Origin of the sequence: Rathayibacter caricis DSM 15933, assembly GCF_003044275.1 — a bacterium.
Classification (GTDB): domain Bacteria; phylum Actinomycetota; class Actinomycetes; order Actinomycetales; family Microbacteriaceae; genus Rathayibacter; species Rathayibacter caricis.
Window position 1 is genome coordinate 117,287 of sequence record NZ_PZPL01000002.1, and the last position, 21,992, is coordinate 139,278.

A 21,992-nucleotide genomic window follows, 5' to 3' on the forward strand; every position below is an offset into this window, starting at 1 on the left:
CGAGCGTCCGAGCTCACAGAGACTCGTCCGCGGGCGGCAGGGCCAGCGCGACCTCCGCGGTTCGGACGTCCTTCAACTGCGCACGCTGCACCGCCCGGTAGACGGTCGATCGAGCGACCTTGAACTCGGCCGCGAGCTCCGCGACGGTGTAGTTCCCGGCGTGGTGTTCGGCGACCAGGTGCGCCTCAATTTTCGGCGAGAGCTTCGGCGCCCGTCCGCGCAGCCGGCCCTTCGCCTTCGCGATCTTCATGCCCTCCTTGGTGCGGGAGCGGATTAGGTCGCCTTCGAACTCGGCGACCATCGCGAGGACGTTGAACAGCAGTCGGCCGATCGGGTCCTCCGGGTCGTGCACCGAGCCCCCGATGCTGAGCTTGACCCCTCGACGCGTGAGCTCGTCGACGATGTCGCGCGCGTCGGTGATCGACCGCGCAAGCCGGTCGAGCTTCGTCACCATCAGAGTGGATCCGGTGTCGCACGCCGCAAGCGCCTCACGCAGAGCGGGACGCTCGCGGTTGCGGCCCGTCAGACCTGAATCGACGTAGATCCGTTCCGACGGAACTCCGGCCGCCTCGAGCGCGTCACGCTGCGCGGTCGCGTCCTGCTTGTCGGTCGAGACGCGGGCGTATCCCACGAGTGCTGCCATTCACTCAGTGTGTCAGTTGACGTCCCAGCATCGGGCATTTCATCGGGCGGGTCTAATGCGACATCGAGCGTCCCGAAAACTCGGCGTCTCGAGAGTTCATCCCGCGCGGCCGAATCACGACCCCCATACGGGCTGTTGCAGAGTCCTTCGCTCGATGAACTTCGGGCGACTCCACCGACCAACGAGAACCCACTCCAACGGATTAGGGTCGAGCCGTGTTGGACGAAGCCTGGATCGAGCCTCCTCCCGCTGCGGTTCTCGCTGGTCCGGAGCGCTTTAACGGCGTACCGGCGACGGTCTCCGACTTCTGGCGGTTCGCTCTGAGCGACCTCCGCACGAACAACGCTCGCGGCTACCTCGCCGAGTTCCTAGTTGCGAGAGCGGTCGGTCTCAGCGACGTCACTCGGACCGAATGGGACGCGTACGACCTGACCCTCGGAGACATCCGCATCGAGGTGAAGAGCTCCGCTTACCTCCAGGCCTGGAAGCAACGCACCTTGAGTCCGATCCGGTTCAGCGGACTGCGAGCGACCCGCCATCATCCCGACTACGGGTACAACCCAGCAGGCAAGCAGCTGAACGCACACGTTTACGTGTTCTGCGTGCAGACCGCGCAACAACACGAGCAGTACCGACCGCTCGACCTCTCGCAATGGAACTTCTACGTCGTCGGCCACGACGCTCTCGAGGCCGTCGGGAACAGCAGCATCGGACTCAAAGCCGTGATCGATCTGGCCGGCCCCCCGACACCCTGGTCAGAACTACGTGACGCGATCACGTCTACTGCGGTCGGGCAGAACATTCCTGACGAGTCCTGGTGGACCGAAGGCAACTCCTGACTCAGAGTGCCTGACGACCATCCCCATACGGGTCAGCCGGCCGGGGCCCTGGCACTCCGTTCTGGTGCGAAGTCACTTCTTCGGCAGCGACAACTCCTCGACTACATGATCCAGTGCTACGCCGGAGGCGGTCCTGCTACCCGGGAGTGTGTGAGACGCTCCGCGAAGAAGTCCACGATCTCACCCAGCATCTCGTCGACCCGGGATACTGGCTTCTGGGAGTAGAAGCCGTGGTCCGCTTCGGCGTAGGTCTTGTGGACGACGGGGACTCCCGCGGCTCGCAGGGAGAGCGCCAGCTCGCGGCCCTCGGTGGCGAGCGTGTCGTACTCAGCAGTCTGGATGAGGGTCGGCGGCATGGCGAGAGGCACCGAGGGGTCGTATCGCGGTGATGCCAGTGCCTCCCGACGCCTCGTCACGTCCGGGACGTACGCCCAGGCCACCAGCCGCTGGACGAAGGGACTGATCACGGGTCGTCGTGCCGGGGAGGTGCGGTCCGTCCGGCTCATGTCCGTGACGGGGACGATCAGCGAGACGGCGAGCGGTCGAACGCCTCCGTTCGTGTGGATCTGCTGGCAGATGTTGATCGCGAGCTTCGAGCCCGCACTGATCCCGGAGAGCAGCAGACGCGACCCGTCCCATCCGTGCGTCCGCCCGGAGGCTCCTACCCAGCGTGCGACGTCGTCCATCTCCTCCTCCGCGTCGGGGTACTGCGCTCCTGGTGCGGTGGAGTAGTCCGGCAGCACGACCACCGCCCCGAGTCGCGACGCGAGATAACGAGCGATATGGCGGTCCTGCTCCGGGTACCGGTTGAGGAACCCGCCGCCGTGCAGCTGCAGGACCACAGGGGGGTCGGAGTCTGCGGGCCCCGACGCCGGCCGGACGACGACGGCTCTCACGGGCCCGTGCCTCGTCGGGATGACCAATCCTGTCTCGGCGGGAAGCGCGATGGTCGTGAGGCCACCGGCGACCGAGGGCGTGAACCGGACGCGGGAACCGAGCTGGGACAGCGACCAGAAGAGCGGTCGGAACGGACGACGGGTCACTGTGCGCCTCTCGAGCTGAATGCAGGGACGCGCGGACACGTCGATCGCGACCGCGCTGCGCCATACAATCACAGTGAAGTGTTATCACCATGAAGATATCCGAGGTCCGACAGAGCAGCGCTGCACTCGACCGGATCCGCTCCGAGTGCGAGGAGACCGAATGACGACGCCGAGGAAGCAGATGCTCGAGGCTCTGCGGTGGTACGCGGTAAGCTACCAGGACTCCGCTCATCAGCTGGCGCGCTGGCTGGACCTGCCGACGACCGACGGGACGGCGCTCGGCGAGATCCTCTGGGCCGAGGACGAGGACAGCCCGCTCTCGCCCGGCCGGCTGTCCTCGCGCATCGGCCTCACCTCCGGTGCGACCAACGCGCTCGTGAACCGGCTCGAGCGGCAGGGCCTCGTCGCCCGGAGTCGCGAGAGCGGCGACCGCCGCATCGTGACACTGCGGGCGACCGAGGCGGCACGAGAGCGCGCAGCCCCGTTCCTCCGCTCCTCGCAGATCTCGCTCGAGGCGGCACTCGACGAGTACGACGACCGGACGCTCGAGACAGTGAGCACCGTCTTGACCCGCTTCGCCGCCGTGCTCCCCGTGCGTCCAGGCAGGAGAGACCGCCGCCGCCGGAGCAGCCGTCGCGCTGGTCGATCCCCGAACTGAACAGCTGATCTGCCGATCTCGTCGACCCGCATCTCACACGTCGCTGATCCCGAGGATGCGCCGGAGGCCCATCGGTCAGTGCTGCAGCCTCGACATCCCGGGAGCGAGGTGGCTGGTCCGACTTCCTCCTCGTGAGGGCTGGTGGACCTCCTACCGGGGCCACGCGCAGAACCTAGGATCGGCGTATGGATGGGTTCGCGGGTGCAGACAGCTTCATACTGTTCCTGTTTCTGGGTGTCCTTCCATTCCTCCTCCTGGTCGCCGTGGTCTCGGTCGGCACGACCGGCATCCTCAAGTGGATCGGAGGGCGCGGGCGGCCCCGTCCGTAGGCTGAGCGCACGTGCCGTCGTTTCGTCGTCATGGACACCACCGAGGGCCTGCTCCGCGACCTCATCACCAGCGACTTCGCCAGAGCATCGCGACGCGCACCCCCAGCGCTACATCGGCACTTCGACGCGGGACCTCGAGTCGCGGGAGCACCCCGATCTGATTCGTCAGATTGCGGTCGAAGACTCACCATCGGTCGGGACTTCGAGCAATGTGCACTGAAGGCCTCCGCCCATCGCCGCGGCGCCGCTGCACGCGCCGCCCTTCCCGGCGTAGCGCCCGCGAGACCATCCCTTTACGGGGGCAGTCGCCTCGACTCAAAATGGTCCGAGGCTGTCGGGAACGGCCGCTTGGTGGCCGCCACCGGACGGGACCTTGCGAGGGCGGTCGTGGACAGCGCGAAGCAGAAGCAGTGGCAGCTCTTGCTGGAGATTTGTTGAACTAGTCCGGCGCATGGAATACCGGTCGGACGAATACGGAGGTGCGATGAAGGTCATGCTTTTGATGCGGTCCGACGGCAGCTACGCCGGAGGCGATGCCGCCGAGGACTACGCGGCATGGGCGGACTACGAGGCGTCACTGAAGGCGGACGGTGTTTTCGTTGAATCGGCCCAGTTCGCTGATGCCGCCGGTGGCACCTCCGTCGGGACCGATCTGGCCAAAGCGGATCAGGAGGGCGGCGCTTCATCCCCTTCCCAGATGGAGGGGCATTCCACGCTCGTCGGGTACTACGTGCTGGATTGTCCGGATCGGGACGACGCACTCCCTTACGCCCGCCGCGCCCCCCTCTACGGCTCGGTCGAGGTGTACGAACTGGCACAGCACTGAGCCTGAACTTCGTCGGTCGAGCCCCCGTCGGTTGGTGACCCGTCGCATCGCTGAAGGATCGGCTATCGGGACGCCCTAGGTGAAGAAGCGACGGTCGGCCGCTGCCCGAGACCGAGGTCTTGTCCTCCACTCTCCACGCGGAGCAGGATCGGGGCATGACTGATGAGCATGAGGCGCTGGCCGTCTTCCTCGGAGACTGGAGCGCCACGGGAACGGCCTACGGCGCGGACCTCGCCGGCGCCGAGTGGCGCAGCGTGCACTCGGCCCGTTGGCACTCGGGCGAGCAGTTCGTCGTTCAGGACGAACGCGCCAACGGCCCGTTCGACACTCTGAGCTTTCTCGGCTGGGATACGGAGCGCGGCACGTACTTCTCGTGGAGCATCGAGAACCACGGATTCGCCCGCGAGTACCTGGTCACCCACGACGGGGCGACCTGGACATTCAGCGGAGCCACCGAACGCGCCACGATCACCTTCAGCGACGACGGCCGCACCCAGACGCACCACTGGGAGTTCACGCCCAATGGAGAGTGGATCACCCTCTGCGATCGAGTCGCTACCCGCGTCGACTGATCGCCCAGCAAATTGTCCGATCACCGACCCCTACCGGACGCCTGGTGGACGGCGTGATTCCGGTATGCGGTGATCAATTCCTAGACAGACCAGGCACCTGCTCGAGCAACACGCTTCGTAGGATGAGCCTGCAACGTCGACCGGCATCACGAGAAGTCGGGCAAGTCATCGATGCGCGAGCCCCTAGGAGGCAAGCTCAATGGAGATCGTCATCGTCATCGCCGTGGCACTCGTCCTCGTCGTCGGCGTCGCCTCCGGTCAGCGACGCCGCAAACGCAGCTGACTTGCCCTCAGCATGACCATGGATGCGCGTGAAGAAGGTGCTCGCTGGTGAAGGACCTGCGCGAAGTGGCCGCCCCGCCTTGGGAAGAAGACCTGCTGGTCGCCGCGGAGTTCCATGGTGCAGTGGGTGTGTGGTCTCTGGCGCACGCTGCGCGCTGCGCCGAGTTCGACACGATGTACGACTTCGGCGGCCGGCGGGTGGCGCTGGTTCCCGGGGAGCACCCGGTGGTGGTCGTCGGCGCGTATGAGCGTCACGGCGTGAGCGGATACGACCTGACGGGAGAGCGGCTCTGGCAGGACCGCAGCCGCACGAACGTGCAGATCGTGACGGCTCTGGCCGGAGGCCTCGTTGCCGTGAGCTACAACCGGAGCACCACCCGTGTGTTGGCGGCCGCCACCGGTCATGAGGTGCGTTCCCTGCGCGGTGTGAGGCGGGTGTTCGCGCTGCGGCCGGATACCTCCCTGGGGGTGGGCAGCGACTGGTGTCGCCTGCTGGACCGATCGCTGGATCCGCTGGGACCCCGGATTCCGGTGCCGAGCGCTGCGCTCGTGTCTGCGGCCAGCGACGGCGACCATCTGGTGATCGCCGAGGTCGGAGGACCCTTGCGCATCATCGACTCCAGCGGGCGAGAGCGGGCAAGACTGGCCGACCATTTCCGGCACGTCGTCCACGATCCCGCCACAGACACCTGGGTTCTCATCCACGAAACGTCCGAAGGTCAGTACTCACTACTGCGCCTCACCCACGACGCGGAAGTCCTCGAGCAACGCCCCTGCGCCCCCGTGCACGATGTGGCGACAATGCGCGGCGGCAGAACTTTAGCCCTGCTCACCGGTAAGGAGGTACAGCTGATGGACTGTTCGGACTGGAGCGTCCAGACCCTCGATACGTTGACCCCTCAGGGGTAACGGACGCCGACGACGTCCAGCGGTGAAAACGGCCGAAGATGTGACAGTCCAGCACCAGCACGGCGTGCGGAGCAGTGGTCCGTGCTACCTCGCTACTGACCAGCTGCGACGAAGCCGTCTCGGCGCCCACCCGTCCGCTGATCCATCCTTCAGCGATGCGACGGGTCACCAACCGACGGGGGCTCGACCGACGAAGTTCAGGCTCAGTGCTGTGCCAGTTCGTACACCTCGACCGAGCCGTAGAGGGGGGCGCGGCGGGCGTAAGGGAGTGCGTCGTCCCGATCCGGACAATCCAGCACGTAGTACCCGACGAGCGTGGAATGCCCCTCCATCTGGGAAGGGGATGAAGCGCCGCCCTCCTGATCCGCTTTGGCCAGATCGGTCCCGACGGAGGTGCCACCGGCGGCATCAGCGAACTGGGCCGATTCAACGAAAACACCGTCCGCCTTCAGTGACGCCTCGTAGTCCGCCCATGCCGCGTAGTCCTCGGCGGCATCGCCTCCGGCGTAGCTGCCGTCGGACCGCATCAAAAGCATGACCTTCATCGCACCTCCGTATTCGTCCGACCGGTATTCCATGCGCCGGACTAGTTCAACAAATCTCCAGCAAGAGCTGCCACTGCTTCTGCTTCGCGCTGTCCACGACCGCCCTCGCAAGGTCCCGTCCGGTGGCGGCCACCAAGCGGCCGTTCCCGACAGCCTCGGACCATTTTGAGTCGAGGCGACTGCCCCCGTAAAGGGATCGTCCACCGGACGATCCCCACGCCATCAGCGCAGCGCCCAGAAGGGCAGCGACGCGATGGCCAGGCCGAGCAGGATCAGGATGACGGCTGCGGTCGGGGATGCTTTCACGTCGCCTGTGCCGAACCGGGTGGCGACGCGGGAGAGCGCTGCGTGTGTGCGCTTGCGGGCGAGGATCCCGATGGCCAGGAGGATCAGGCAGGGCAGGCAGTAGATCACCGCGTATCCGGTCAAGACGAACAGCCCTTCACTGGGGCTGAGGCGAGCGTCGAGGAGTCGTTCGATGGCGATGAAGTAGGGGAAGGCGTTGGGCAGGTCGGCGGCGGTGAGGAGCGCGCCGAACGGCAGTGCGGTCCACGGCGTGAACCAGGGCGGGAGCGCGATCGCTCTGCGAGGGCGGGTCGTGAATCGGCGGATGCCCGTGATGACGAGGACGAGTCCGGCACCGGCGATCGCGACGTAGCGGATGCCTTGCACGATGCCGTCGACGGCGGTGGCCGCGGCCCCTGCTCCGAGGAAGAGGGCGGCGCCGGCTGCGAAGACGGTGAGGGCTGCGCCGAGGACGGTCACGAGCGCGGTCAGCGCTGGTCGTTTCGGTGCGGCGAGCAGGATGAGCGTGACGGCGACGATCGTTGCCGGGTTGAACGCGTCGATGACGGCGAGTCCGGCGATCGCGAGGAGCAGCGGGCCGCTCATCGCCGGTTCCGTCCGGAGGGGCCGAGGAGGGCTTCGAGCAAGGCGTCGAGCTCCGCCTCCGTGGGCGCCGGCTCGATGCCGGCGATGATGTTCGCGGAGAGCCCGTCTCCGATGAGGCGGATGATCCGCGCCTGCATCGCATTGCCCGTCTCGTCTTGAATGATCGCCTCCCACCGCGCAGTCGCCTCACGCGAAGCGGCAGCCACATCATCGCCCGGCGACTCGACCGCGCGATGAGCGATCGCCAGGGCACGGAACAGGGCGACGTCCTCGCCGGTCGGGACCGCGATCCGCAGCCATGTCTCCGCCGCGCGGCGCGAGGCTGCCGCCGCAACCATCGCGGCGTCGACCTCTTCGAGCGCGGCGACGGCCAGCCCCTGCACGAGGGCCGCGCGGGTGGGGAAGTGGTGCACCAGACCGCCTTTGGAGACGCCGGCTGTCGCCGCCGTCTCGTTCAGCGATGGGACGACGCCGCGTTCCAGTGTGAGCTTGCGGGCGGCGTCGAGGATGAGTGTTTTGCGGTCCATGAGGAGACCGTAGCGCGAAACCGACCGGCCGGTCGGTTTGCTCGGTTTCCTGTCAGGAGATGAGGTAACTGCTACCCATGGATCTTCACGCAACCGGAACGCCGGGAACGTCCGTTAGGGGGTCGCTGACCGGGCGGTTTCCGCGCTCAGGTCGAGGCGGTGCTGGATCGGCGGCGGCGGCTCGCCTTGTGGTGTCGATCTTGGGTGGTCTGTCGCTGCTTCAGCCTGACGTGGGGCCCCGCCGCACGATGCGGCGGGTGGGGTCCTGGAATGCGGTGGACCAGAAGTTGTAGCCGCGGTCGTTGAGGTGGGGTGGGAGGAGGGAGAAGATGTCGAGTCGGCGTCCGTGCCCGTTGAAGACGGTCGCGAAGTCGGCTCGGGCGATGGAGGCGTTGTCTGTCGACTGGGTGAGGATGGCCTGGTAGGAGTCGCGGCCGGGTTCGAGGGGAAGATCGCTGATGACCGTCCGATCAGCAGGCAGCAGGGCGGTGAGCTGGTCGACGTCGCGGCGGTATTCATCGAGCGGGACCCGGGATTCCATGTCGCTCGGTGTGGACACGATGACGATGTCGGCGGTTGCCAAGGGCGCCTGGGGGAGCTGCTCGCGGAGCATCTGAGCTGTCGTTGATCCACTCACGGCGAGGTTCGTGATATGCACCGGGCGCCCGGTCTGCTGCTCGAGGTCGCGGGCGACGCGTCCGGCGATCCCGTTCATGGGGTCGAGGGTGCCGACGCCGACCATTGAGGAGTCCCCCAGTGCGATAAGCCGTAACGCATCGGCTGGTATCAGTTCGTTCGCGCGGTCGCGCCAGAAAGCCGGGTAGCCGGCTGCTCGGACCGCGGTCACAGCGACGCCCGTCCCCAGGAGGGCGGCGATCGTCGCGACGCAGAGCAAAAGCATCCCGCGTTTCCTCATCACGGTTCAAGCGAGAGCGGTCGCGGGGCCCACCCGGCCCCGCGGAGCGCGGCTCGGAGCTGGTGAGCAGAGTGCAGCAGCGAAGATTCGTCGATGCCGTGCTGAGTCAACAGATCGGCCAGCGCGGTATTCAGCAATCGGCCGGCTTGCTGCTCGGTGACGACGCCCTCGGGTGTGAGCTCCACGAGATTACGACGTCGGTGGTCGGGGTCAACGGCCACTGTCACGAGACCGGCATTGGCGAGTGTCGCGATCATTCGGCTCACGGCCGCGTCGCTGTGACCGATGTGCTCCGCGAGTTCGCGTTGCGTGGTCTGGGTGAGTGTGGCGATCGCGGAGAGCACGTAGTACTGCCGGTAGGACAGCCCGTTCTCGCGCTTCAGGATCGCGGCCGCCGAGCGATCGAGGAGACCGACGATCTCATGGAGTAGGCCTGGCAGAGACTCTTGCATAGTCAAATATTGACGTGTTTACTTTTAGTTGGCAACCCTGCCGACGATGAAAGGTCATCCGGTGTACGCACTCTCGATCGCTGTCCACGCGACAGCCGGCGTCGTCGGCTTCGCTCTCGGGCTGGTCATGGCTCTCCAGCCCCGTCTCGCGACCAAGCGCGCTGTGCTCTTGCTCTACGTCGCGGCCATGATCGTGCTCGTGATCGGGCTGGCAGTCGCGGTCGTCGCGGAGTGGTCGCAGATGGAGGATGCCAGGCGGGCTGTCGACGTCGGCCTCATCCTGCTCGGCCTGTACACCCTGCTCCGCGCCATCCAGGCGGCGGCCGCCGTGCGGGCCGCTCACCCTGGATGGCAAGTCGCTTTCGTTGATCACGTGGGTTTCACCCTCATCTCGCTCTTCGACGGATTCGTGATCGTCGCCGCAATCAACCTCGGCGTACCGATGCCCGTCGTCATCCTTCTTGCGATCCTCGGAGTCGGAGGCGGGATCGCCACGATGAACCGACTGAGAACGCGCGTCGATTGAAGGATGCAAACACCGTCCGCTCGCGTCCGATAGGGATCGTTCACCGGACGCTTCCGAGGCGTCGAGAGACGTTGTCGTTTCTCGCGGTCGCCTGCACATCGCTTCGCACTTTCGCGGTACTTGTGCAGACGACCGCGAACACTTGAGTGTTCGCGGTTCTCTGCAGTTCCTACGCAGCATGCGGTGTCGATCAGTCCTCAGTAGTGGCCTTTGAACGACTCGACGGTCGAAGAAGTAGTGCAGCGCTCACCCCGCCGACTACGGCCGCCACGACCCCGGTACCAACAGCGATTGCCGCTGTCAGATAGTCACCAATAAGGGCTGCCGCGCTGGCCGCAACGACCCACGGAGCACTCGACCCCACGGCCGGTCCGACAGGGCCGATCAGCGAGGACGGCTCCGTCGCTCGCCTCAGCCGGTGAGTGATCAGAATCGCCACGAGTCCTCCAGCGATGCCAGCAAGGGCGCTGACGCCACCGACAATGGCTCCGACCGCTAGCAAGTATGCAATGGCGCTCCACCCACCCTGTTCGCGGTAGTCGGGGTTACCCAAGGTCAGGCCGAGACCGAGCAGCGTTCCCAGCAACACGCCAAGGGGAACAGCACGGAGAACGGCTCTCCGGTAGATCAGTCGCCTCATGAGGCCATGTTGGCGCTTCTAGGTGGACCCGAGCGCTCGCTCGGAGGGGGCGGTGACAGCAGGTCACCGAGCTCGCGCTTCGCCTTCTGGTACCGACTCCGCGCCGTTGATGGCGGGACGGAGACGATCTGAGCTGCCTCGCTGAGAGAGAAGCCGTCCCAGTGCACGAGCCGCACGAGTTCCGACAGCTCCGGAGCGAGCTTGCTCAGTGCTGCTTGAACGTCGAGGGCGACGTCAGAGGATTCTCCGATCACGCCGACGGTTTCGACTGTGCCGCGAAGCTTCTCGGCAAGAAGGTCTTGGCGTCGGCGCGTCCTACTGGTGTTCAGGACGACGTTCCGCGCGACTCCGAACAGCCAGAGGCGGGCGTCCTCGTCCGACAGGGGCATGGATGATGACCGGCGCCACGCGATAGTCATGGTCTCGGAGAGCGCATCGGGAGCGTCGTCGGCACCGACTCGGCGTTCGAGGTACTTCAGAAGATCACGGGCTGAGGCGTCGAGGATCGTCACCACGCGATCGGCTTGGGTGTCGCGGCGGCTCACTGTGTGAGGTCTGCGCAGTCGTCTTGGCCTCCGAGGGAGAGGTCTGAGCCAGTGACAGGATCGACCACTCCTCGCTCTTCAAGCTCGTCCCACACGACGTTGGTGATCGCGCCCACGACGGCTTGGCGGTACAGCTCGTCTTCCGAGTACATCTCGGTAGCAGGCACAACCGTGTCACCGTTCTCGCCGCGGACAGTCACGTCCCGAGCGACGATCCGGGCCAGCTCGCCATCGACGTCTGCGAGGGCAAGCACGTCAGTGGTGCGAAGCACTTTCTGCGCCTCCTTGATGTCCTCAGGGTCGCCTTCCCTGGCGACGCTGCGGAACTCGCATGCTCTTCCGCTGGGCAGAGTGAAGTGGACAACGGAGTCCGGGTTCTCCACCCAGGGCTCCCACCCGGAGAGCGTTGCTGCCGCTGCCGCGCCCGCGCCGCCCAGCGTGAGAGCGACGACGGTGCCGATCACGAGGGCTCGAGGTGTGACGGACCGTCGGCCGCGTCGCGCGTCCCACTCCACCCCGCGAACCATCTCCCGAAGGGCAGCGTCGGGGACGGCATCGGACAGAGGGGTCGGCGGCGCCGATTCGTCCAGGAGCGCGTTCATCGCCCGATCGTTTCCGACATCGTGAGGTTCGGTGGTCATGATCTACTCCTGTGCACTCGAAGGGGCTTCACTCTGTACATGTCCGACAGAACCCCAAACTGACGACGCGCAGACGGAAATAGTCGAAACTCACGTCGACCGGTCCGAGGTTGTTGCAGGCAGGGATCCCCGGTTGGGCGTTTGAGAGGATCAGCCTGTGTTGCCAGATGTTGAGCTCGCCGCAGCTGTCGCAGCTGTCGGTGTGAGGCGGCGTCCCCCGGTCCCTGAATACGACTATCGGATCGAAGATGTGACCTTGGTCGCTGGCCTACTCGATTTTCGGCTCGTGCAACATGGTGGCCAGGCCGCTCGAATCAAGATCGCGTTGCCGTCATCTGGAGGTGATCAGCCCTGGCTCTACGCCACGCCGCGAGACGCTGCAGACTGGACTTCGCAACTGCTCGTGTGGATCGATGAAGAAGTGGAGACCGGTGGCCTCTCCGGCGGACGACTCCAAGTTGACGAGGCCGGCACGACATACGTGATCGTCGCGTCCTACGGCTGGCGGCGGGCCAGCGAAGTAGAGCACAACAGACTGCTGCGGACGCTTTTTCGTGGGCCGCCCTCATCTGCATGACGACGACAGTGCGGGTCCGTCAGCTCGCGAGGGAGGCAGCGAGTTCAACGGGCGCTCCTGCGGAGCGCGGCTGCCACGACTCGAAGACGCCGTAGGCGATGATCCGCTCCGCGGTCGAGAGCAGCGGATTGCAGCTCGTCATGGTGATCAGCCGATCGGTCGGAGCGACGTCGTTCGTCCAGGGGACGGGATCGATGACCTGCACTTCGGAGGGCTGCACGTACTCGAGGTTCCGGAACCGGTACGTGTACCAGCCGTCGGCGGTCTCGATGTAGATCGCATCACCCAGTTGCAGTTCATCGATGAGGTGCATTCCACCGCCGGCAGCGGAGCGGTGCGCGGCAATCGCGAAGTTCCCCACCTCGCCGGGCATCTGCGTGCCCGGGTAGTGACCGATGCTGCCCACGTCGAGCACGTTCTCCGCGTCGACTCCCTCAGCGATCGTGCGCACCCACCCCTCGCCGTACCGGGGGATGTAGAGGTTCCCGAAAGTAGTGTCCATGGCCGCGACCGGCGCGATCACCGGGTCACCGGGCGCGGCCGGCTCAGCGCTCGGCTCGGACGGCACCTCAGCGGGTGGCCCGTCCTCGCCCCAGCTCTGCCGCAGCTTGGCTGCTTGATCTTCCTGCCGGCCTGCGATCACGGCGTCGTTCCACCACAGCTGCCAGGCGAGGAACAGCAGAACGAGCACCCCTGCGGTCATCAGCAGCTCGCCCAGGACGCCGAAGAAGGACAGGCGACGACGCGCCGGACGTCGCCGGCGCCGAGACGCTTCCATGGATGACGGAGCGGTCATGCGAAGGAGTCTAGGTGTGCCGCTCTCACTGGCATCGCTGGTCGAGATGTCCCGCGCGAGGATCGGTCACTGACACCCTCGGCGTGACGAGCTTTAGGCACTGCCGTGGTGTTTCTCGAGCCAGTCGTAGGCGAAGGCGGTGATGTCGACCGGTTCCGTGGGTGGAAGCGAGATGTCGGCTGGATCGATGCGACTCTCGTGCGTGGGGAGCATTAGCGCCTTCCTGTTCGTGCCGGTGTGATGTCATCCGGTGTCAGCTGCTCCGTTGGCTGCGATGGTGCCTCTGGTGGGGTGAGGGCTGCGCGAAGGTCTGTGCGGGCTCGGAGGTATCGGGTCCGCGCGGTTGACGCGCTGATACCCAGCAGCTGTCCTGCGGCCGCGATGGTGAATCCGTCCCAGTGGACCAGTCGGATGAGTTCGGCCTGTTCCGGAGCGAGGCGGGCGATCGCGTCGCGCACGTCGGCTCCGTCGTCCGCGGGCTGCACTTCGACCGGGGCGGTCGCGAGGACGCGTTGGAGTCGGTCGGCGAGGGTGAGGCGTCGTCGTTCGCTGCGTTCACTGTTCGCCAGGACGTTGCGGGTGATGCCGAACAGCCACATCCGCGCCGGCTCCGCCTCACGAGGGAGGAGGTGTGCTCGGCGCCACGCGGTGAGCATCACGTCGGCGAGGGCGTCGGCGGCGTCGTGATGACCGAGGCGCCGTTCGAGGTAGCGGAGCAGGTCGCCGCGCTCGCGCGCGAGCACCTCTGACAGCTCTTCCGCCCGGCCTTCGTGTCGGCGCTTCACCAGTCGGCTCCGGGGCAGTTACCGTTGCCGAGGTAGGTCAGGTTCTGGTCGAACCCGAGAAGACCCTCGGCGTCGAGCTTCGCGTCGACGGCGTTCATGAGGATGCGGGACACAGCGGAGTCGTACTCATGGTCGGCGCTGTACTGCGCCGTCCCCCAACCAGCAGGCTCCTTGGATCCGTCGTCGTTGACGAACATGTTCTCCTCGGATCGGATCTGCGCGATCGCGGTGTCGATCGCGTCCTCGTTGAGCAAGGCGTCGATGTCGGTGTCGCGGTAGAACGACTCCACGATGGCGATCGACTCCGGGTCGGAGCCCTGCACGACGCCGACCAGGTGATTGCACTCGGCGCCGCTGGGCAGCGTGTAGCTGAACGAGGTGAGAGCCTCGTCCGCCCACCAAGGCGGCTGCCACAGCCCGGTCGCGGCTGCTGTTGTCGCAGCTCCACCGAACAGCAGGAGAGTCGCCACGCCCGTGACCACCGGCCGCGCCCACCTCTTCCGTCGACCGGCCTCCGACGTCTCCTCCTGCACCGCGTTCTGCAAGAAGTCGAGCTCGGCGGACACGGGCCCGGTGATCGTCCTCGTCGGCGGAGCTGATCGATCGAGAAGGTCATCAAGACGTTCGCGCTCCGGATATGCACTCATGACGGTCTCCTCAGAATTCTGGGCCACATTTAGAACATGTCCGGCCGAACCCAAAACGTCCGTTGACCAGTACAACCGCTTCGCGGTCGCCGAGCGAGCGACGTGATTCACGTGCGTCCCGTATGGGGATCCCCTACCGGACTCTGGTATCCAGGAGCAGGATGCCTGCATGACGCTGCGAACCGAGCTTGCGACGGAACGCGAGTGGGCCGATGTGCGAACCGCGTTCGGACCACGCGCAGGGAAGCCCGACTCCTGCTGGTGCCAGAGGTTCCGTCACCATGATCACGCGACGAACGAGGACGCGCTCCAGGCAGAGCTGCGCGATTCACCCGTCCCGATCGGTGTGCTCGCTTACGTGGACGATCAACCCGTCGGCTGGACCCGGGTCGTTCCCCGCCACACGCTCCCTGGCATCACCGGTAATGCAGCGCTGACCCGCGTTCTCGAGGAAGACCCCGCCGCCTGGTGGGTGACCTGCGTCAACCTCCGCAGAGAAGCCCGCGGCCGCGGTGTGGGCACCGCGCTCCTCCGCGTAGCCATTGACCACGCTCGCGTCAACGGCGCATCAGTCCTCGACGGGCACCCCGTCGATGTCACCATGTCCGCCACGCGGCCCTCGCCCTCCGCGCTCTTCACCGGAACGGTGTCCATGTTCACGGCCGCCGGTTTCCGCGAAATCGGGCGCACCTATCCCAGCCGACCGGTCATGCGCGCCAACCTTGGCTGACGGCGGCGCTGACCCACCCCCTACCGGAGGCCTCGCCTCGTTCACTTTCAGAGTGGATCATGCATCCATGACGACTGACTTCGACCCCGAGCAGGTGGTCCGCGATGTCACGGCCAACGTGCGCAAGAAGTTCCCCGACCGCAGCGGCGAAGAGGTCGAGCCCCTCGTGCGCGAGGAGCTGACGGGGCTTCAGGACCGCCCCGTGCAGGACTACCTCTCCGTCCTCACCGAGCGCGCAGTGAAGCGCCGACTCAAGCGAGAGAACCGCGCGGACACTCCGCCCAGTTGAACTGAGCGACGGGGCGTTACCGCGTGGGGACGTGGTACTTGAAGCCGACGTGAGAGTCGGTGAAGCCGAGCCGCTGGTAGAACCGGCGGGCATCGGTGCGCGCCGCGTCTGAGGTGAGCTGAACGATGGACGCATCCAGGTCGATCGCTGCTCGCTCAGTGACCCACTGCATCAGCGCGGAGCCGATGCCGGCGGAGCGTCGTTCGCTGGCGACGAGTACCGCCTCGACCAAGAGTCTCGTGCTCCCCTTCCGGGCCAGTCCCGGTATCAACGTGAGTTGCAGCGAGGCCACCACGTCGCCGCCCTCCGCGATAACGACGAGCTGATCATTTCCGGGGTCGCTGGTGACCCGCTCGAGCGCAGTCGCGTAGACCGCGTGGTCGACACCACTGAGGGCGTCTCCGCGAGCGGCGCTGATGGGGTCTTCCAACAGCAGTTGCAGGAGCGACGGCAGGTCGTCGCCTGTTGCTCTCCGGATGAGGAAGTCGCCAGTGGGAGGAAACAACGACGCCGGGAGGTTCAGCCGATCAAGCATTCGTCCATGGTTGCAGCACGCTAAGACAGAGAGCAGCACGGGCCTCTGATCCTCATCACCTAGAACGACCGGTCAACCATCCCCTTACGGGACGGCCGCGCTCCGCTTCCGGGGCTCAACTACCGGCGCCGAAACGCTCCATACAGCGCGACGACGCTGCCGTCCTCGAAGCGATCCGCAGGACTCAGCGGAGAACCGTCAGGCCACTGTGAGAGCCGCACGAAGTGCAGCCGAAGCGACGAGCGTTCGTCCTCGTGCAGCATCTCCTCGAACACGGGAACGAGCGCCAGTCGCAGCTCCTCGATCGTCGTCACCGCACACCAGGGCTGTCGACGTAGACGTTCTCACTGAGCGGAGTCCACGTCTCTTCGACTCCCCCGCCGTCCGGGATGACGTGGAACGTGTCGCGGCCGATCGTGGCATCGAACCCGCCGGCCCCGCAGCTCTGGTCCCACGTGTCCTCGTCAGCGAAGCTCGTCAAGCACGTCGTCTCCAGATCGCTCGTTCGCGCCAGGAACAGTGATCGGTCTCCGACTCGGCCGACGAGCCGGGAGCTGGTCTCGTCCATCTCCGACCACGAGGCCCGCGGGGGCAACGTCGGGAACGTATCGGCGTCGGTCGCTGCCCGGTCGAGGTCCGCGAAAGTGAGCAGAGGACGCTCAGCGGTGGTGAAGCACCCGCTGAGCGAGGCCACGACTGCGGCAAAGATGACCGTGACGGCGAGGGTTCGAGTGGTCACCCTTGCGATGCTGCGCGGTCGACTTGTCCAGGTCACGAGGTCAGCCTAGGAAGCGCAGGACCAGGACACGCCCTTTCCGGAAACTAGGGTGAGGGCATGTTCCCCGAGCTCGGCACCGCGTTCCTCGCGGGCGCGCTCGCTCTGCTCTCCCCCTGCGCTGCGCCAATCCTCCCTGGCATTGTCGGCGCCCTCACCTCGACAGGAGACGGACGGGCTCGACCGTCTCGGCAGGTGTGGTCGATCCTTGCTTTCGCGGTCGGCGCCGCGCTCGTGCTGATCGGATCAGTAGCGCTGCTTCTCGCGTTCGGCGCGAATGTGAACCTCGCCCGTCCGCCGTACACGCTAATCGCCGGCGGACTGCTCATCGCCGCCGGCCTCTACTCCCTCGGCGTCCTCCGGATCCCCTGGATCACGAAGACCTCCACCCCAGGCGGCTCGGCCGCGAAAGCACTGCTGCTCGGAGTCAGCTGCGCCGCAGTCTGGTACCCCTGCCTCGGCCCATCCCTCGCCATCGCCTACGGCCTCGCCTCCAACATCGACACCGCGGGACTCGGCGTCGCGCTGGGGTTCGTCTACTTCCTCGGCATGCTCACCCCGCTGTTCCTGCTCGGACTCGTCCTCGCCCGCGCAGCACGCTCACGCCGATGGCTGCGCCGCATCGGCGCCTACGCCAACAAGGCCGTCGCCGTCCTCCTCATCGCGATCGGCGTCCTCGTCATCACGGGACTCTGGAACTCCGTGTCGCTGTGGATCGTGGACAACTCGAGCTGGTTCCCCACCCTCTGATCCTCGAACAGGATCGCTGTGCAGCCAGTCGACCCGATCAGGGGACGAGGAGATGCCGTGTCTGTCCGAGTGTCAGAACTGCACCGGTAGACGACTCTCCGGTTAGCGTGGCCCCATGCGGCAAATCATCCATCGTCACCGGAGGGCCGCTCTCTGTGCTGTACCAGTTGGCGTGGTGCTGGGTGCGCTGCTCGGTCTGGGATTGGTCCTCACGGGTAACCCCGATTATCGCGATCAGGGTGGGTGGAGTTCCTTCGCGTACTTGATGATCGTGGGCGCCGTTATCGGTGGGGTCAGTGCCCTGACGGCCGTCGCCGGAGGGTTTGGGGCGATCCTGATCACCCATCGGTCGGGACGAGCGACGGAGACGTCCCCGATGATCAGCCCTGTGGGACCGGCCATAGGATCGGGCGCCCCGTGGGGTGGTGCGGCCTGCGTAGCTGCCGTCGCCGGTGACCCAATGACCGCGGCCATCGCTGCTGGGCTCGGTGTAGTTGCGGCTGTGGTCGGCGGGGTAAGCGCTGCGCTGCTCCTTCGACCGTCGAAGGGCTCGCGCGCCACTGCTGAGGCTGACGATTCGGGCACGCTCACGTCGATTGTGCAGACGACCTCGAAGATCTGAACGTTCACGGTCATCTGCACGAGTATTGAGAGGTCGCGACGAGCTGTGCAGGCAATCGTGAGAAACGACAGCGCTCGATGTCGCGTCTACGTGTATCGGTGAGCGACCCCTCATTGGACGCCCACGGTCGACCTCCTGAAGACATCTGAGGGAAATCCGAGAGCGACCGACCGGCCGGTCGGTTTGTCTATACGGTGTGCTCATGGATCGCAGAGCCCTCATCCTCGACGCCGCCCGACGACTGACGCTTGAACGCGGAGTCGTCCCGTCGTTGAACGAGACGGCGGCCACGGCCGGCGTCTCCAAGGGCGGCCTCGTGCATCACTTCCCGTCGCGCGCCGCGCTCGTGCGAGGCCTGGCTTTGGCAGCTCTCGAGGAGGTCGACGCGGCGATGGTCGCTGCGGCGGCCGAGCGGCGGGCAGCGGAGACGTGGCTGCGCATCTCGGTGCCCACCGGGGATGACATCGCGTTGTTCCGGGCGCTGGCGATCGCGCACCGCGCGGTCGAGACGCCCGGCGATGACGTGGCCGCAGCGTCGCGGGAGGCGACGTCCCGGTGGGAGGCGCTGATCCAGGACGAGACGGGCGACGCCACCCGTGCGAGGGTGATCCGTCTCGTCGGAGACGGGCTCGCTGCGAACGTCCTCGCCGGCATCGAGCCGGCCCCCACCCAGGCGGAGCTCGATCGCTTCATCGATGTCATCGTGCACTTCCCCCGGCGGACTCCCCGATGAGCGGGCCGCTTCTGCTCGCGATCGCCGGGCTCGCAGCGCTGGATGCGTTCAACCCCGCCACGATCGTCGCCGTGACGCTCATCCTCCTTGCTGCACCCCGGCGCCCCGTTCTGACGGCACTGGTGACCGTCCTCGGTGCAGCGCTCACCGTGTTCGGCGCCGGCGCCGCCTTGTTCCTCGGCGCGGGAGCTGCCGCGGGCGCCGTCGACGGCATCGTGCAAGGCATCCGCTACGCCGCCTTCGCCGCCGCCGGTCTCGTCCTGGTCATCTCCGGCATCCGCCGATTCCGGACCCGCGCACGCAAACCAATCACTCTCCCCTCCTGGTTCACACCCTGGACGGCGCTGCCGTTCGGCGCACTGCTCACGGGCGCCGACCTGCCCAACGCCTTCCCGTACTTCATCGCCATCGAACGACTCCTCGACGCCCGCCTCACCCCCGGCGAAGGGCTGCTCGTTCTCGCCGGCTACGCGGTGATCTACTGCCTGCCCTGCCTCGCACTCCTCGTCGTCGGGATCCTCGCCCGCAAACGCACCCACGCCGTGCTCTCACGCATCACCGCACGACTCGGAACGGGCGACGTGAAAGCATCACCCACAACGGCCATCGTCCTGATCCTGCTCGGCGGAGTCGTCGCGTCACTGCCCTTCTGGGCACTGCGCTGACCGGGTAGGGGATCGCCCGGTGAACGACCCGGCTACGCCGTCTACTGTTCGGGCATGACTTCCTCAAGTGCAAATGAGCCTCTCTCCGAACTTCCCACCGTCAGCACTGAGACCAAAGACGGCGTGGCCATCGTGACCATCGCGACCGAAGCATCGATGCGTCTTCGGGTGATCCTGAACAACCGCACCCTGTTCGAAGACACCGTCGCGGAAACATCGGGCGATGTGGCAAGGGACCTACGCGACTGACCCGGTGCCATTGCGCACTTCCACGTCCCCGCCGGATGCCAAGCATCCCTACCGGAAGCTTGATTGCAGGAGAAGGATGCCTGCATGACGCTGCGAACAGAGCTTGCGACTGATCGCGAGTGGGCCGATGTGCGAACCGCGTTCGGACCTCGCGCAGGCAAGCCCGACTCCTGCTGGTGCCAACGCTTTCGTCACCACGACCACGCGACGAACGAGGACGCGCTCCGTGCAGAGTTGCGCGATTCAGCCGTCCCGATCGGTGTGCTCGCTTACGTGGACGATCGGCCCGTCGGCTGGACCCGAGTCGTCCCGCGCCACACGCTCCCCGGAATCACCGGGAACACAGCACTGAAGCGCATCCTCGAAGACGACCCTGCCGCCTGGTGGGTGACCTGCATCAACCTCCGCCGAGAGGCCCGAGGCCAGGGCGTAGGCACCGCCCTCCTCTTCGCCGCCGTGGACCACGCACGCGCCAACGGCGCATCAGTCCTCGACGGGCACCCCGTCGACGTCACCATGTCCACCACACGGCCCTCGCCCTCCGCGCTCTTCACCGGAACGGTCTCCATCTTCACGGCCGCCGGCTTCCACGAGATCGGACGCACCTACCCCAGCCGACCAGTCATGCGAGCCGACCTCGGCTGACCAGCGCCGCTGACCCACCCCTCAACGGACGCCAAGCCGACCCGGTGAACGATCCCCATACGGGACGCCTTCAAATGCGCTGGGGTCAGCGGTCTGCAACTTCCGCGCGCCTCGCGATTCGGCTCTGACCAACGACGGCCACGGCGATGACGGCGGGGACGAGCAGATAGAACCCGGCGGGGACGAGCAGGACGGCGACGGCTGCGGTGGAGAACACGGACAGCCACCACAGACGCGAGTAGGCGGGGAAGATCTTGATGCCTGCGGCGAGCCCGAGGATGTAGACGGGAACCTGGGATCCGGCGCAGAGCGACACCAACTCGTCCGTGCTGATCGGCGTGAGTGCCGCGGCGGCGAGCCCGGCGATGATGATCGCGATGGGGACGGCGAGGGCGCGGAGTCGGGCTGATCGCTGCGCTCGCGCTCCTTCGGGAGCGCCGGCTGCGCGGGAGTCGAGCTCAGCGAGGCTTCCGACGTAGGCGAGGCTGTTGCCGGTCGCGATGATGACGGCGATGATCGCGGCGACGACGGCGCCGATGGGTCCGACGGCGATGCGCAGCAGCGCGGCGACCGGTGCGGCGCTGCCGCCGGCGGTGGGACCGAGGACGAGGATCTCGGGCACGGCAACGGCGGCGTAGAGCAGGGCGACGATGACAAGCGTCGCGGCAGTCGCCTTCGGGAGGGTGCGGCGCGGGTCGCGCAGCACGCCGGTGAAGTTGGTGACCGCTTCCCAGCCGGTGAGGACCCAGGTGAGCACGAGCGCTGATGCGGCGACCGCGACGACGCCGTTGGGCGCGAACGGGGTGAGGTTCGCCGTGTCTCCGTGCGGGAGCGCGAGCACGGCGGTGGTCGCGATCAGCAGGATGAGGGCGATGGAGAGCAGGAGGGTGAGGATCCCGCTCCCGGCCCGATAGAGGATGCTCGCGATGACGGCCACGGCGCAGATCGCGGCGGCGACGGTGACGACGGTGGCCTTGTCGCCTCCGGTGGCTTCGGCCACGTACTCGCCTCCGATGAGGCCGAGGGCGGGGACTCCGATGGGGACGCCGTAGCGGAACCAGGCGGTGACGAGTCGGCCGGCGAGGGAGCCGAAGGCGGCGGAGGCGTAGCCGGCGATGCCGTGCGCGGTCGGAGTAGCCGCATGCAGCGCGGCGAAGGTGAACGCGATGGGCGCCGAGACGACCAGCAGCACCCCGAGCGTGATCAGGGACGCCGGCCCTGCCTGCGCCGCCGCGAGGGCGGGCAGGGTCAGGATGCCAGGTCCGACGATGGCGGCCACGAACAGGGCCGTGCCGCGCACGGCGCCGACGCGATGGTCTTTCTCGAGGATCGTCACGGGCGCCTCCTACGGCGGACAAGGTGCATGTCGGTTCATCGCGATTTAGCGATGAGCAAAGGTCTAGCACATAA

At 66.6% G+C, this 21,992-nt stretch carries 31 protein-coding genes; 14 read left to right on the plus strand and 17 right to left on the minus strand.

Translation table 11 applies throughout. The annotated features are described in order from the left end of the window. Window positions 1–13: 13 nt before the first annotated feature. Window positions 14–643 carry a recombinase family protein gene (locus C1I63_RS18470; protein ID WP_107576034.1) on the minus strand — a complete coding sequence of 210 codons (630 nt, stop codon included), beginning with the start codon at window positions 641–643 and terminating at the stop codon, window positions 14–16. Window positions 644–858: 215 nt separating this feature from the next. On the opposite strand from C1I63_RS18470, the gene C1I63_RS18475 reads away from it, so the two are divergent. Beyond that, a complete protein-coding gene (locus C1I63_RS18475) occupies window positions 859–1,482 on the plus strand; it encodes a hypothetical protein (protein WP_107576035.1) in 624 nt (207 codons plus the stop codon). 116 nt (window positions 1,483–1,598) lie between these two features. On the opposite strand, the gene C1I63_RS18480 is transcribed toward C1I63_RS18475, so the two are convergent. Further along, entirely contained in the window at window positions 1,599–2,324 is a 726-nt protein-coding gene (locus tag C1I63_RS18480; RefSeq protein ID WP_170116438.1) for an alpha/beta hydrolase fold domain-containing protein, read from the minus strand. 361 nt (window positions 2,325–2,685) lie between these two features. On the opposite strand from C1I63_RS18480, the gene C1I63_RS18485 reads away from it, so the two are divergent. The 4 genes from C1I63_RS18485 to C1I63_RS18500 all read left to right on the plus strand — a co-directional run bounded on the left by C1I63_RS18485 (window position 2,686) and on the right by C1I63_RS18500 (window position 6,101). Continuing rightward, entirely contained in the window at window positions 2,686–3,183 is a 498-nt protein-coding gene (locus C1I63_RS18485) for a MarR family transcriptional regulator (RefSeq protein WP_211315691.1), read from the plus strand. 813 nt (window positions 3,184–3,996) lie between these two features. Next, window positions 3,997–4,338, plus strand: coding sequence for a YciI family protein (locus C1I63_RS18490; RefSeq protein ID WP_170116439.1), 342 nt, complete (start codon window positions 3,997–3,999; stop codon window positions 4,336–4,338). Window positions 4,339–4,493: 155 nt separating this feature from the next. After that, window positions 4,494–4,910 carry a DUF1579 family protein gene (locus C1I63_RS18495; RefSeq protein WP_107576038.1) on the plus strand — a complete coding sequence of 139 codons (417 nt, stop codon included), beginning with the start codon at window positions 4,494–4,496 and terminating at the stop codon, window positions 4,908–4,910. A 330-nt stretch (window positions 4,911–5,240) separates the two neighbouring features. Next, window positions 5,241–6,101, plus strand: a complete 861-nt coding sequence (locus C1I63_RS18500; protein WP_107576039.1) for a hypothetical protein — start codon at window positions 5,241–5,243, stop codon at window positions 6,099–6,101. Between the two features lie 203 nt (window positions 6,102–6,304). On the opposite strand, the gene C1I63_RS18505 is transcribed toward C1I63_RS18500, so the two are convergent. The 5 genes from C1I63_RS18505 to C1I63_RS18525 form a co-directional block, all read right to left on the minus strand. Next, window positions 6,305–6,646, minus strand: a complete 342-nt coding sequence (locus C1I63_RS18505) for a YciI family protein (RefSeq protein WP_170116439.1) — start codon at window positions 6,644–6,646, stop codon at window positions 6,305–6,307. A gap of 222 nt (window positions 6,647–6,868) precedes the next feature. Further along, entirely contained in the window at window positions 6,869–7,537 is a 669-nt protein-coding gene (locus C1I63_RS18510) for a GAP family protein (RefSeq protein ID WP_107576040.1), read from the minus strand. Then, entirely contained in the window at window positions 7,534–8,064 is a 531-nt protein-coding gene (locus tag C1I63_RS18515; protein ID WP_107576041.1) for a TetR/AcrR family transcriptional regulator, read from the minus strand. Before C1I63_RS18515 ends, C1I63_RS18510 begins: the two co-directional genes overlap by 4 nt. A 220-nt stretch (window positions 8,065–8,284) precedes the next feature. After that, window positions 8,285–8,980, minus strand: a complete 696-nt coding sequence (locus tag C1I63_RS18520) for an SGNH/GDSL hydrolase family protein (RefSeq protein WP_107576042.1) — start codon at window positions 8,978–8,980, stop codon at window positions 8,285–8,287. Further along, a complete protein-coding gene (locus tag C1I63_RS18525) occupies window positions 8,980–9,432 on the minus strand; it encodes a MarR family winged helix-turn-helix transcriptional regulator (protein WP_107576043.1) in 453 nt (150 codons plus the stop codon). The genes C1I63_RS18520 and C1I63_RS18525 overlap by 1 nt, the downstream gene beginning before the upstream one ends. A 61-nt stretch (window positions 9,433–9,493) precedes the next feature. Here C1I63_RS18525 and C1I63_RS18530 point away from each other — a divergent pair, with 61 nt between their 5' ends. Further along, the gene (locus C1I63_RS18530) at window positions 9,494–9,958 is read left to right on the plus strand and encodes a hypothetical protein (protein ID WP_107576044.1); all 465 of its coding nucleotides are present in this window, start codon (window positions 9,494–9,496) and stop codon (window positions 9,956–9,958) included. A 190-nt stretch (window positions 9,959–10,148) separates the two neighbouring features. Here the strand turns inward: C1I63_RS18530 and C1I63_RS19540 are convergent, their stop codons facing one another. Genes C1I63_RS19540 through C1I63_RS18540 form a run of 3 tightly spaced genes read right to left on the minus strand, consistent with a single transcriptional unit; the run spans window position 10,149 to window position 11,784 of the window. Then, window positions 10,149–10,598, minus strand: coding sequence for a hypothetical protein (locus C1I63_RS19540; protein WP_146168495.1), 450 nt, complete (start codon window positions 10,596–10,598; stop codon window positions 10,149–10,151). Beyond that, window positions 10,595–11,110: an RNA polymerase sigma factor gene (locus C1I63_RS18535; RefSeq protein WP_244907269.1), complete on the minus strand. Its 516-nt coding sequence runs from the start codon at window positions 11,108–11,110 to the stop codon at window positions 10,595–10,597. The genes C1I63_RS19540 and C1I63_RS18535 overlap by 4 nt, the downstream gene beginning before the upstream one ends. Before the next feature lie 29 nt (window positions 11,111–11,139). Then, window positions 11,140–11,784, minus strand: a complete 645-nt coding sequence (locus C1I63_RS18540; RefSeq protein WP_146168496.1) for a hypothetical protein — start codon at window positions 11,782–11,784, stop codon at window positions 11,140–11,142. A 250-nt stretch (window positions 11,785–12,034) separates the two neighbouring features. On the opposite strand from C1I63_RS18540, the gene C1I63_RS19545 reads away from it, so the two are divergent. Further along, complete coding sequence (locus tag C1I63_RS19545; protein ID WP_146168497.1) at window positions 12,035–12,361, plus strand: hypothetical protein; 327 nt, start codon at window positions 12,035–12,037, stop codon at window positions 12,359–12,361. A gap of 19 nt (window positions 12,362–12,380) precedes the next feature. On the opposite strand, the gene C1I63_RS18545 is transcribed toward C1I63_RS19545, so the two are convergent. From C1I63_RS18545 to C1I63_RS18555, 3 genes are all read right to left on the minus strand, one after another. Further along, window positions 12,381–13,157 (minus strand): class E sortase, encoded by a 777-nt coding sequence (locus C1I63_RS18545; RefSeq protein WP_107576046.1) that lies wholly within the window; start codon window positions 13,155–13,157, stop codon window positions 12,381–12,383. Window positions 13,158–13,369: 212 nt separating this feature from the next. Further along, the gene (locus C1I63_RS18550) at window positions 13,370–13,942 is read right to left on the minus strand and encodes an RNA polymerase sigma factor (protein ID WP_342353126.1); all 573 of its coding nucleotides are present in this window, start codon (window positions 13,940–13,942) and stop codon (window positions 13,370–13,372) included. Further along, window positions 13,939–14,508 (minus strand): hypothetical protein, encoded by a 570-nt coding sequence (locus C1I63_RS18555; RefSeq protein WP_107576047.1) that lies wholly within the window; start codon window positions 14,506–14,508, stop codon window positions 13,939–13,941. The genes C1I63_RS18550 and C1I63_RS18555 overlap by 4 nt, the downstream gene beginning before the upstream one ends. A 250-nt stretch (window positions 14,509–14,758) precedes the next feature. Between C1I63_RS18555 and C1I63_RS18560 the strand changes: the two genes are divergently transcribed. Then, the gene (locus C1I63_RS18560) at window positions 14,759–15,319 is read left to right on the plus strand and encodes a GNAT family N-acetyltransferase (RefSeq protein WP_107576048.1); all 561 of its coding nucleotides are present in this window, start codon (window positions 14,759–14,761) and stop codon (window positions 15,317–15,319) included. A gap of 67 nt (window positions 15,320–15,386) precedes the next feature. Continuing rightward, on the plus strand, window positions 15,387–15,608 hold the full coding sequence (locus tag C1I63_RS18565; RefSeq protein ID WP_107576049.1) for a three-helix bundle dimerization domain-containing protein: 222 nt from the start codon (window positions 15,387–15,389) through the stop codon (window positions 15,606–15,608). 16 nt (window positions 15,609–15,624) lie between these two features. Here the strand turns inward: C1I63_RS18565 and C1I63_RS18570 are convergent, their stop codons facing one another. From C1I63_RS18570 to C1I63_RS18580, 3 genes are all read right to left on the minus strand, one after another. Beyond that, the gene (locus C1I63_RS18570; RefSeq protein ID WP_107576050.1) at window positions 15,625–16,143 is read right to left on the minus strand and encodes a GNAT family N-acetyltransferase; all 519 of its coding nucleotides are present in this window, start codon (window positions 16,141–16,143) and stop codon (window positions 15,625–15,627) included. Between the two features lie 119 nt (window positions 16,144–16,262). Next, window positions 16,263–16,457 (minus strand): hypothetical protein, encoded by a 195-nt coding sequence (locus C1I63_RS18575; protein WP_107576051.1) that lies wholly within the window; start codon window positions 16,455–16,457, stop codon window positions 16,263–16,265. Beyond that, a complete protein-coding gene (locus C1I63_RS18580; protein ID WP_107576052.1) occupies window positions 16,454–16,882 on the minus strand; it encodes a hypothetical protein in 429 nt (142 codons plus the stop codon). The genes C1I63_RS18575 and C1I63_RS18580 overlap by 4 nt, the downstream gene beginning before the upstream one ends. Window positions 16,883–16,978: 96 nt before the next feature. Between C1I63_RS18580 and C1I63_RS18585 the strand changes: the two genes are divergently transcribed. The 5 genes from C1I63_RS18585 to C1I63_RS18605 all read left to right on the plus strand — a co-directional run bounded on the left by C1I63_RS18585 (window position 16,979) and on the right by C1I63_RS18605 (window position 20,582). Continuing rightward, entirely contained in the window at window positions 16,979–17,668 is a 690-nt protein-coding gene (locus tag C1I63_RS18585) for a cytochrome c biogenesis CcdA family protein (protein ID WP_107576053.1), read from the plus strand. Between the two features lie 824 nt (window positions 17,669–18,492). Next, window positions 18,493–19,023: a TetR/AcrR family transcriptional regulator gene (locus tag C1I63_RS18595; protein ID WP_146168498.1), complete on the plus strand. Its 531-nt coding sequence runs from the start codon at window positions 18,493–18,495 to the stop codon at window positions 19,021–19,023. After that, window positions 19,020–19,688, plus strand: coding sequence for a GAP family protein (locus tag C1I63_RS18600; protein WP_107576056.1), 669 nt, complete (start codon window positions 19,020–19,022; stop codon window positions 19,686–19,688). Before C1I63_RS18595 ends, C1I63_RS18600 begins: the two co-directional genes overlap by 4 nt. A gap of 54 nt (window positions 19,689–19,742) precedes the next feature. Then, a complete protein-coding gene (locus C1I63_RS19550; protein ID WP_146168499.1) occupies window positions 19,743–19,937 on the plus strand; it encodes a hypothetical protein in 195 nt (64 codons plus the stop codon). An 84-nt stretch (window positions 19,938–20,021) separates the two neighbouring features. Further along, window positions 20,022–20,582 (plus strand): GNAT family N-acetyltransferase, encoded by a 561-nt coding sequence (locus tag C1I63_RS18605; protein ID WP_107576057.1) that lies wholly within the window; start codon window positions 20,022–20,024, stop codon window positions 20,580–20,582. An 85-nt stretch (window positions 20,583–20,667) separates the two neighbouring features. Here the strand turns inward: C1I63_RS18605 and C1I63_RS18610 are convergent, their stop codons facing one another. After that, on the minus strand, window positions 20,668–21,918 hold the full coding sequence (locus tag C1I63_RS18610) for an amino acid permease (protein ID WP_107576058.1): 1,251 nt from the start codon (window positions 21,916–21,918) through the stop codon (window positions 20,668–20,670). Window positions 21,919–21,992: the final 74 nt, after the last annotated feature.

Coding starts and splice junctions, on each gene's coding strand:
- C1I63_RS18470 (WP_107576034.1), bottom strand. CDS start 643: ATGGCAGCACTCGTGGGATACGCCCGCGTCTCGACCGACAAGCAGGAC.
- C1I63_RS18485 (WP_211315691.1), top strand. CDS start 2,686: ATGACGACGCCGAGGAAGCAGATGCTCGAGGCTCTGCGGTGGTACGCG.
- C1I63_RS18490 (WP_170116439.1), top strand. CDS start 3,997: ATGAAGGTCATGCTTTTGATGCGGTCCGACGGCAGCTACGCCGGAGGC.
- C1I63_RS18495 (WP_107576038.1), top strand. CDS start 4,494: ATGACTGATGAGCATGAGGCGCTGGCCGTCTTCCTCGGAGACTGGAGC.
- C1I63_RS18505 (WP_170116439.1), bottom strand. CDS start 6,646: ATGAAGGTCATGCTTTTGATGCGGTCCGACGGCAGCTACGCCGGAGGC.
- C1I63_RS18510 (WP_107576040.1), bottom strand. CDS start 7,537: ATGAGCGGCCCGCTGCTCCTCGCGATCGCCGGACTCGCCGTCATCGAC.
- C1I63_RS18515 (WP_107576041.1), bottom strand. CDS start 8,064: ATGGACCGCAAAACACTCATCCTCGACGCCGCCCGCAAGCTCACACTG.
- C1I63_RS18520 (WP_107576042.1), bottom strand. CDS start 8,980: ATGAGGAAACGCGGGATGCTTTTGCTCTGCGTCGCGACGATCGCCGCC.
- C1I63_RS18525 (WP_107576043.1), bottom strand. CDS start 9,432: ATGCAAGAGTCTCTGCCAGGCCTACTCCATGAGATCGTCGGTCTCCTC.
- C1I63_RS19540 (WP_146168495.1), bottom strand. CDS start 10,598: ATGAGGCGACTGATCTACCGGAGAGCCGTTCTCCGTGCTGTTCCCCTT.
- C1I63_RS18540 (WP_146168496.1), bottom strand. CDS start 11,784: ATGACCACCGAACCTCACGATGTCGGAAACGATCGGGCGATGAACGCG.
- C1I63_RS18545 (WP_107576046.1), bottom strand. CDS start 13,157: ATGACCGCTCCGTCATCCATGGAAGCGTCTCGGCGCCGGCGACGTCCG.
- C1I63_RS18560 (WP_107576048.1), top strand. CDS start 14,759: ATGACGCTGCGAACCGAGCTTGCGACGGAACGCGAGTGGGCCGATGTG.
- C1I63_RS18565 (WP_107576049.1), top strand. CDS start 15,387: ATGACGACTGACTTCGACCCCGAGCAGGTGGTCCGCGATGTCACGGCC.
- C1I63_RS18570 (WP_107576050.1), bottom strand. CDS start 16,143: ATGCTTGATCGGCTGAACCTCCCGGCGTCGTTGTTTCCTCCCACTGGC.
- C1I63_RS18585 (WP_107576053.1), top strand. CDS start 16,979: ATGTTCCCCGAGCTCGGCACCGCGTTCCTCGCGGGCGCGCTCGCTCTG.
- C1I63_RS18595 (WP_146168498.1), top strand. CDS start 18,493: ATGGATCGCAGAGCCCTCATCCTCGACGCCGCCCGACGACTGACGCTT.
- C1I63_RS18600 (WP_107576056.1), top strand. CDS start 19,020: ATGAGCGGGCCGCTTCTGCTCGCGATCGCCGGGCTCGCAGCGCTGGAT.
- C1I63_RS19550 (WP_146168499.1), top strand. CDS start 19,743: ATGACTTCCTCAAGTGCAAATGAGCCTCTCTCCGAACTTCCCACCGTC.
- C1I63_RS18605 (WP_107576057.1), top strand. CDS start 20,022: ATGACGCTGCGAACAGAGCTTGCGACTGATCGCGAGTGGGCCGATGTG.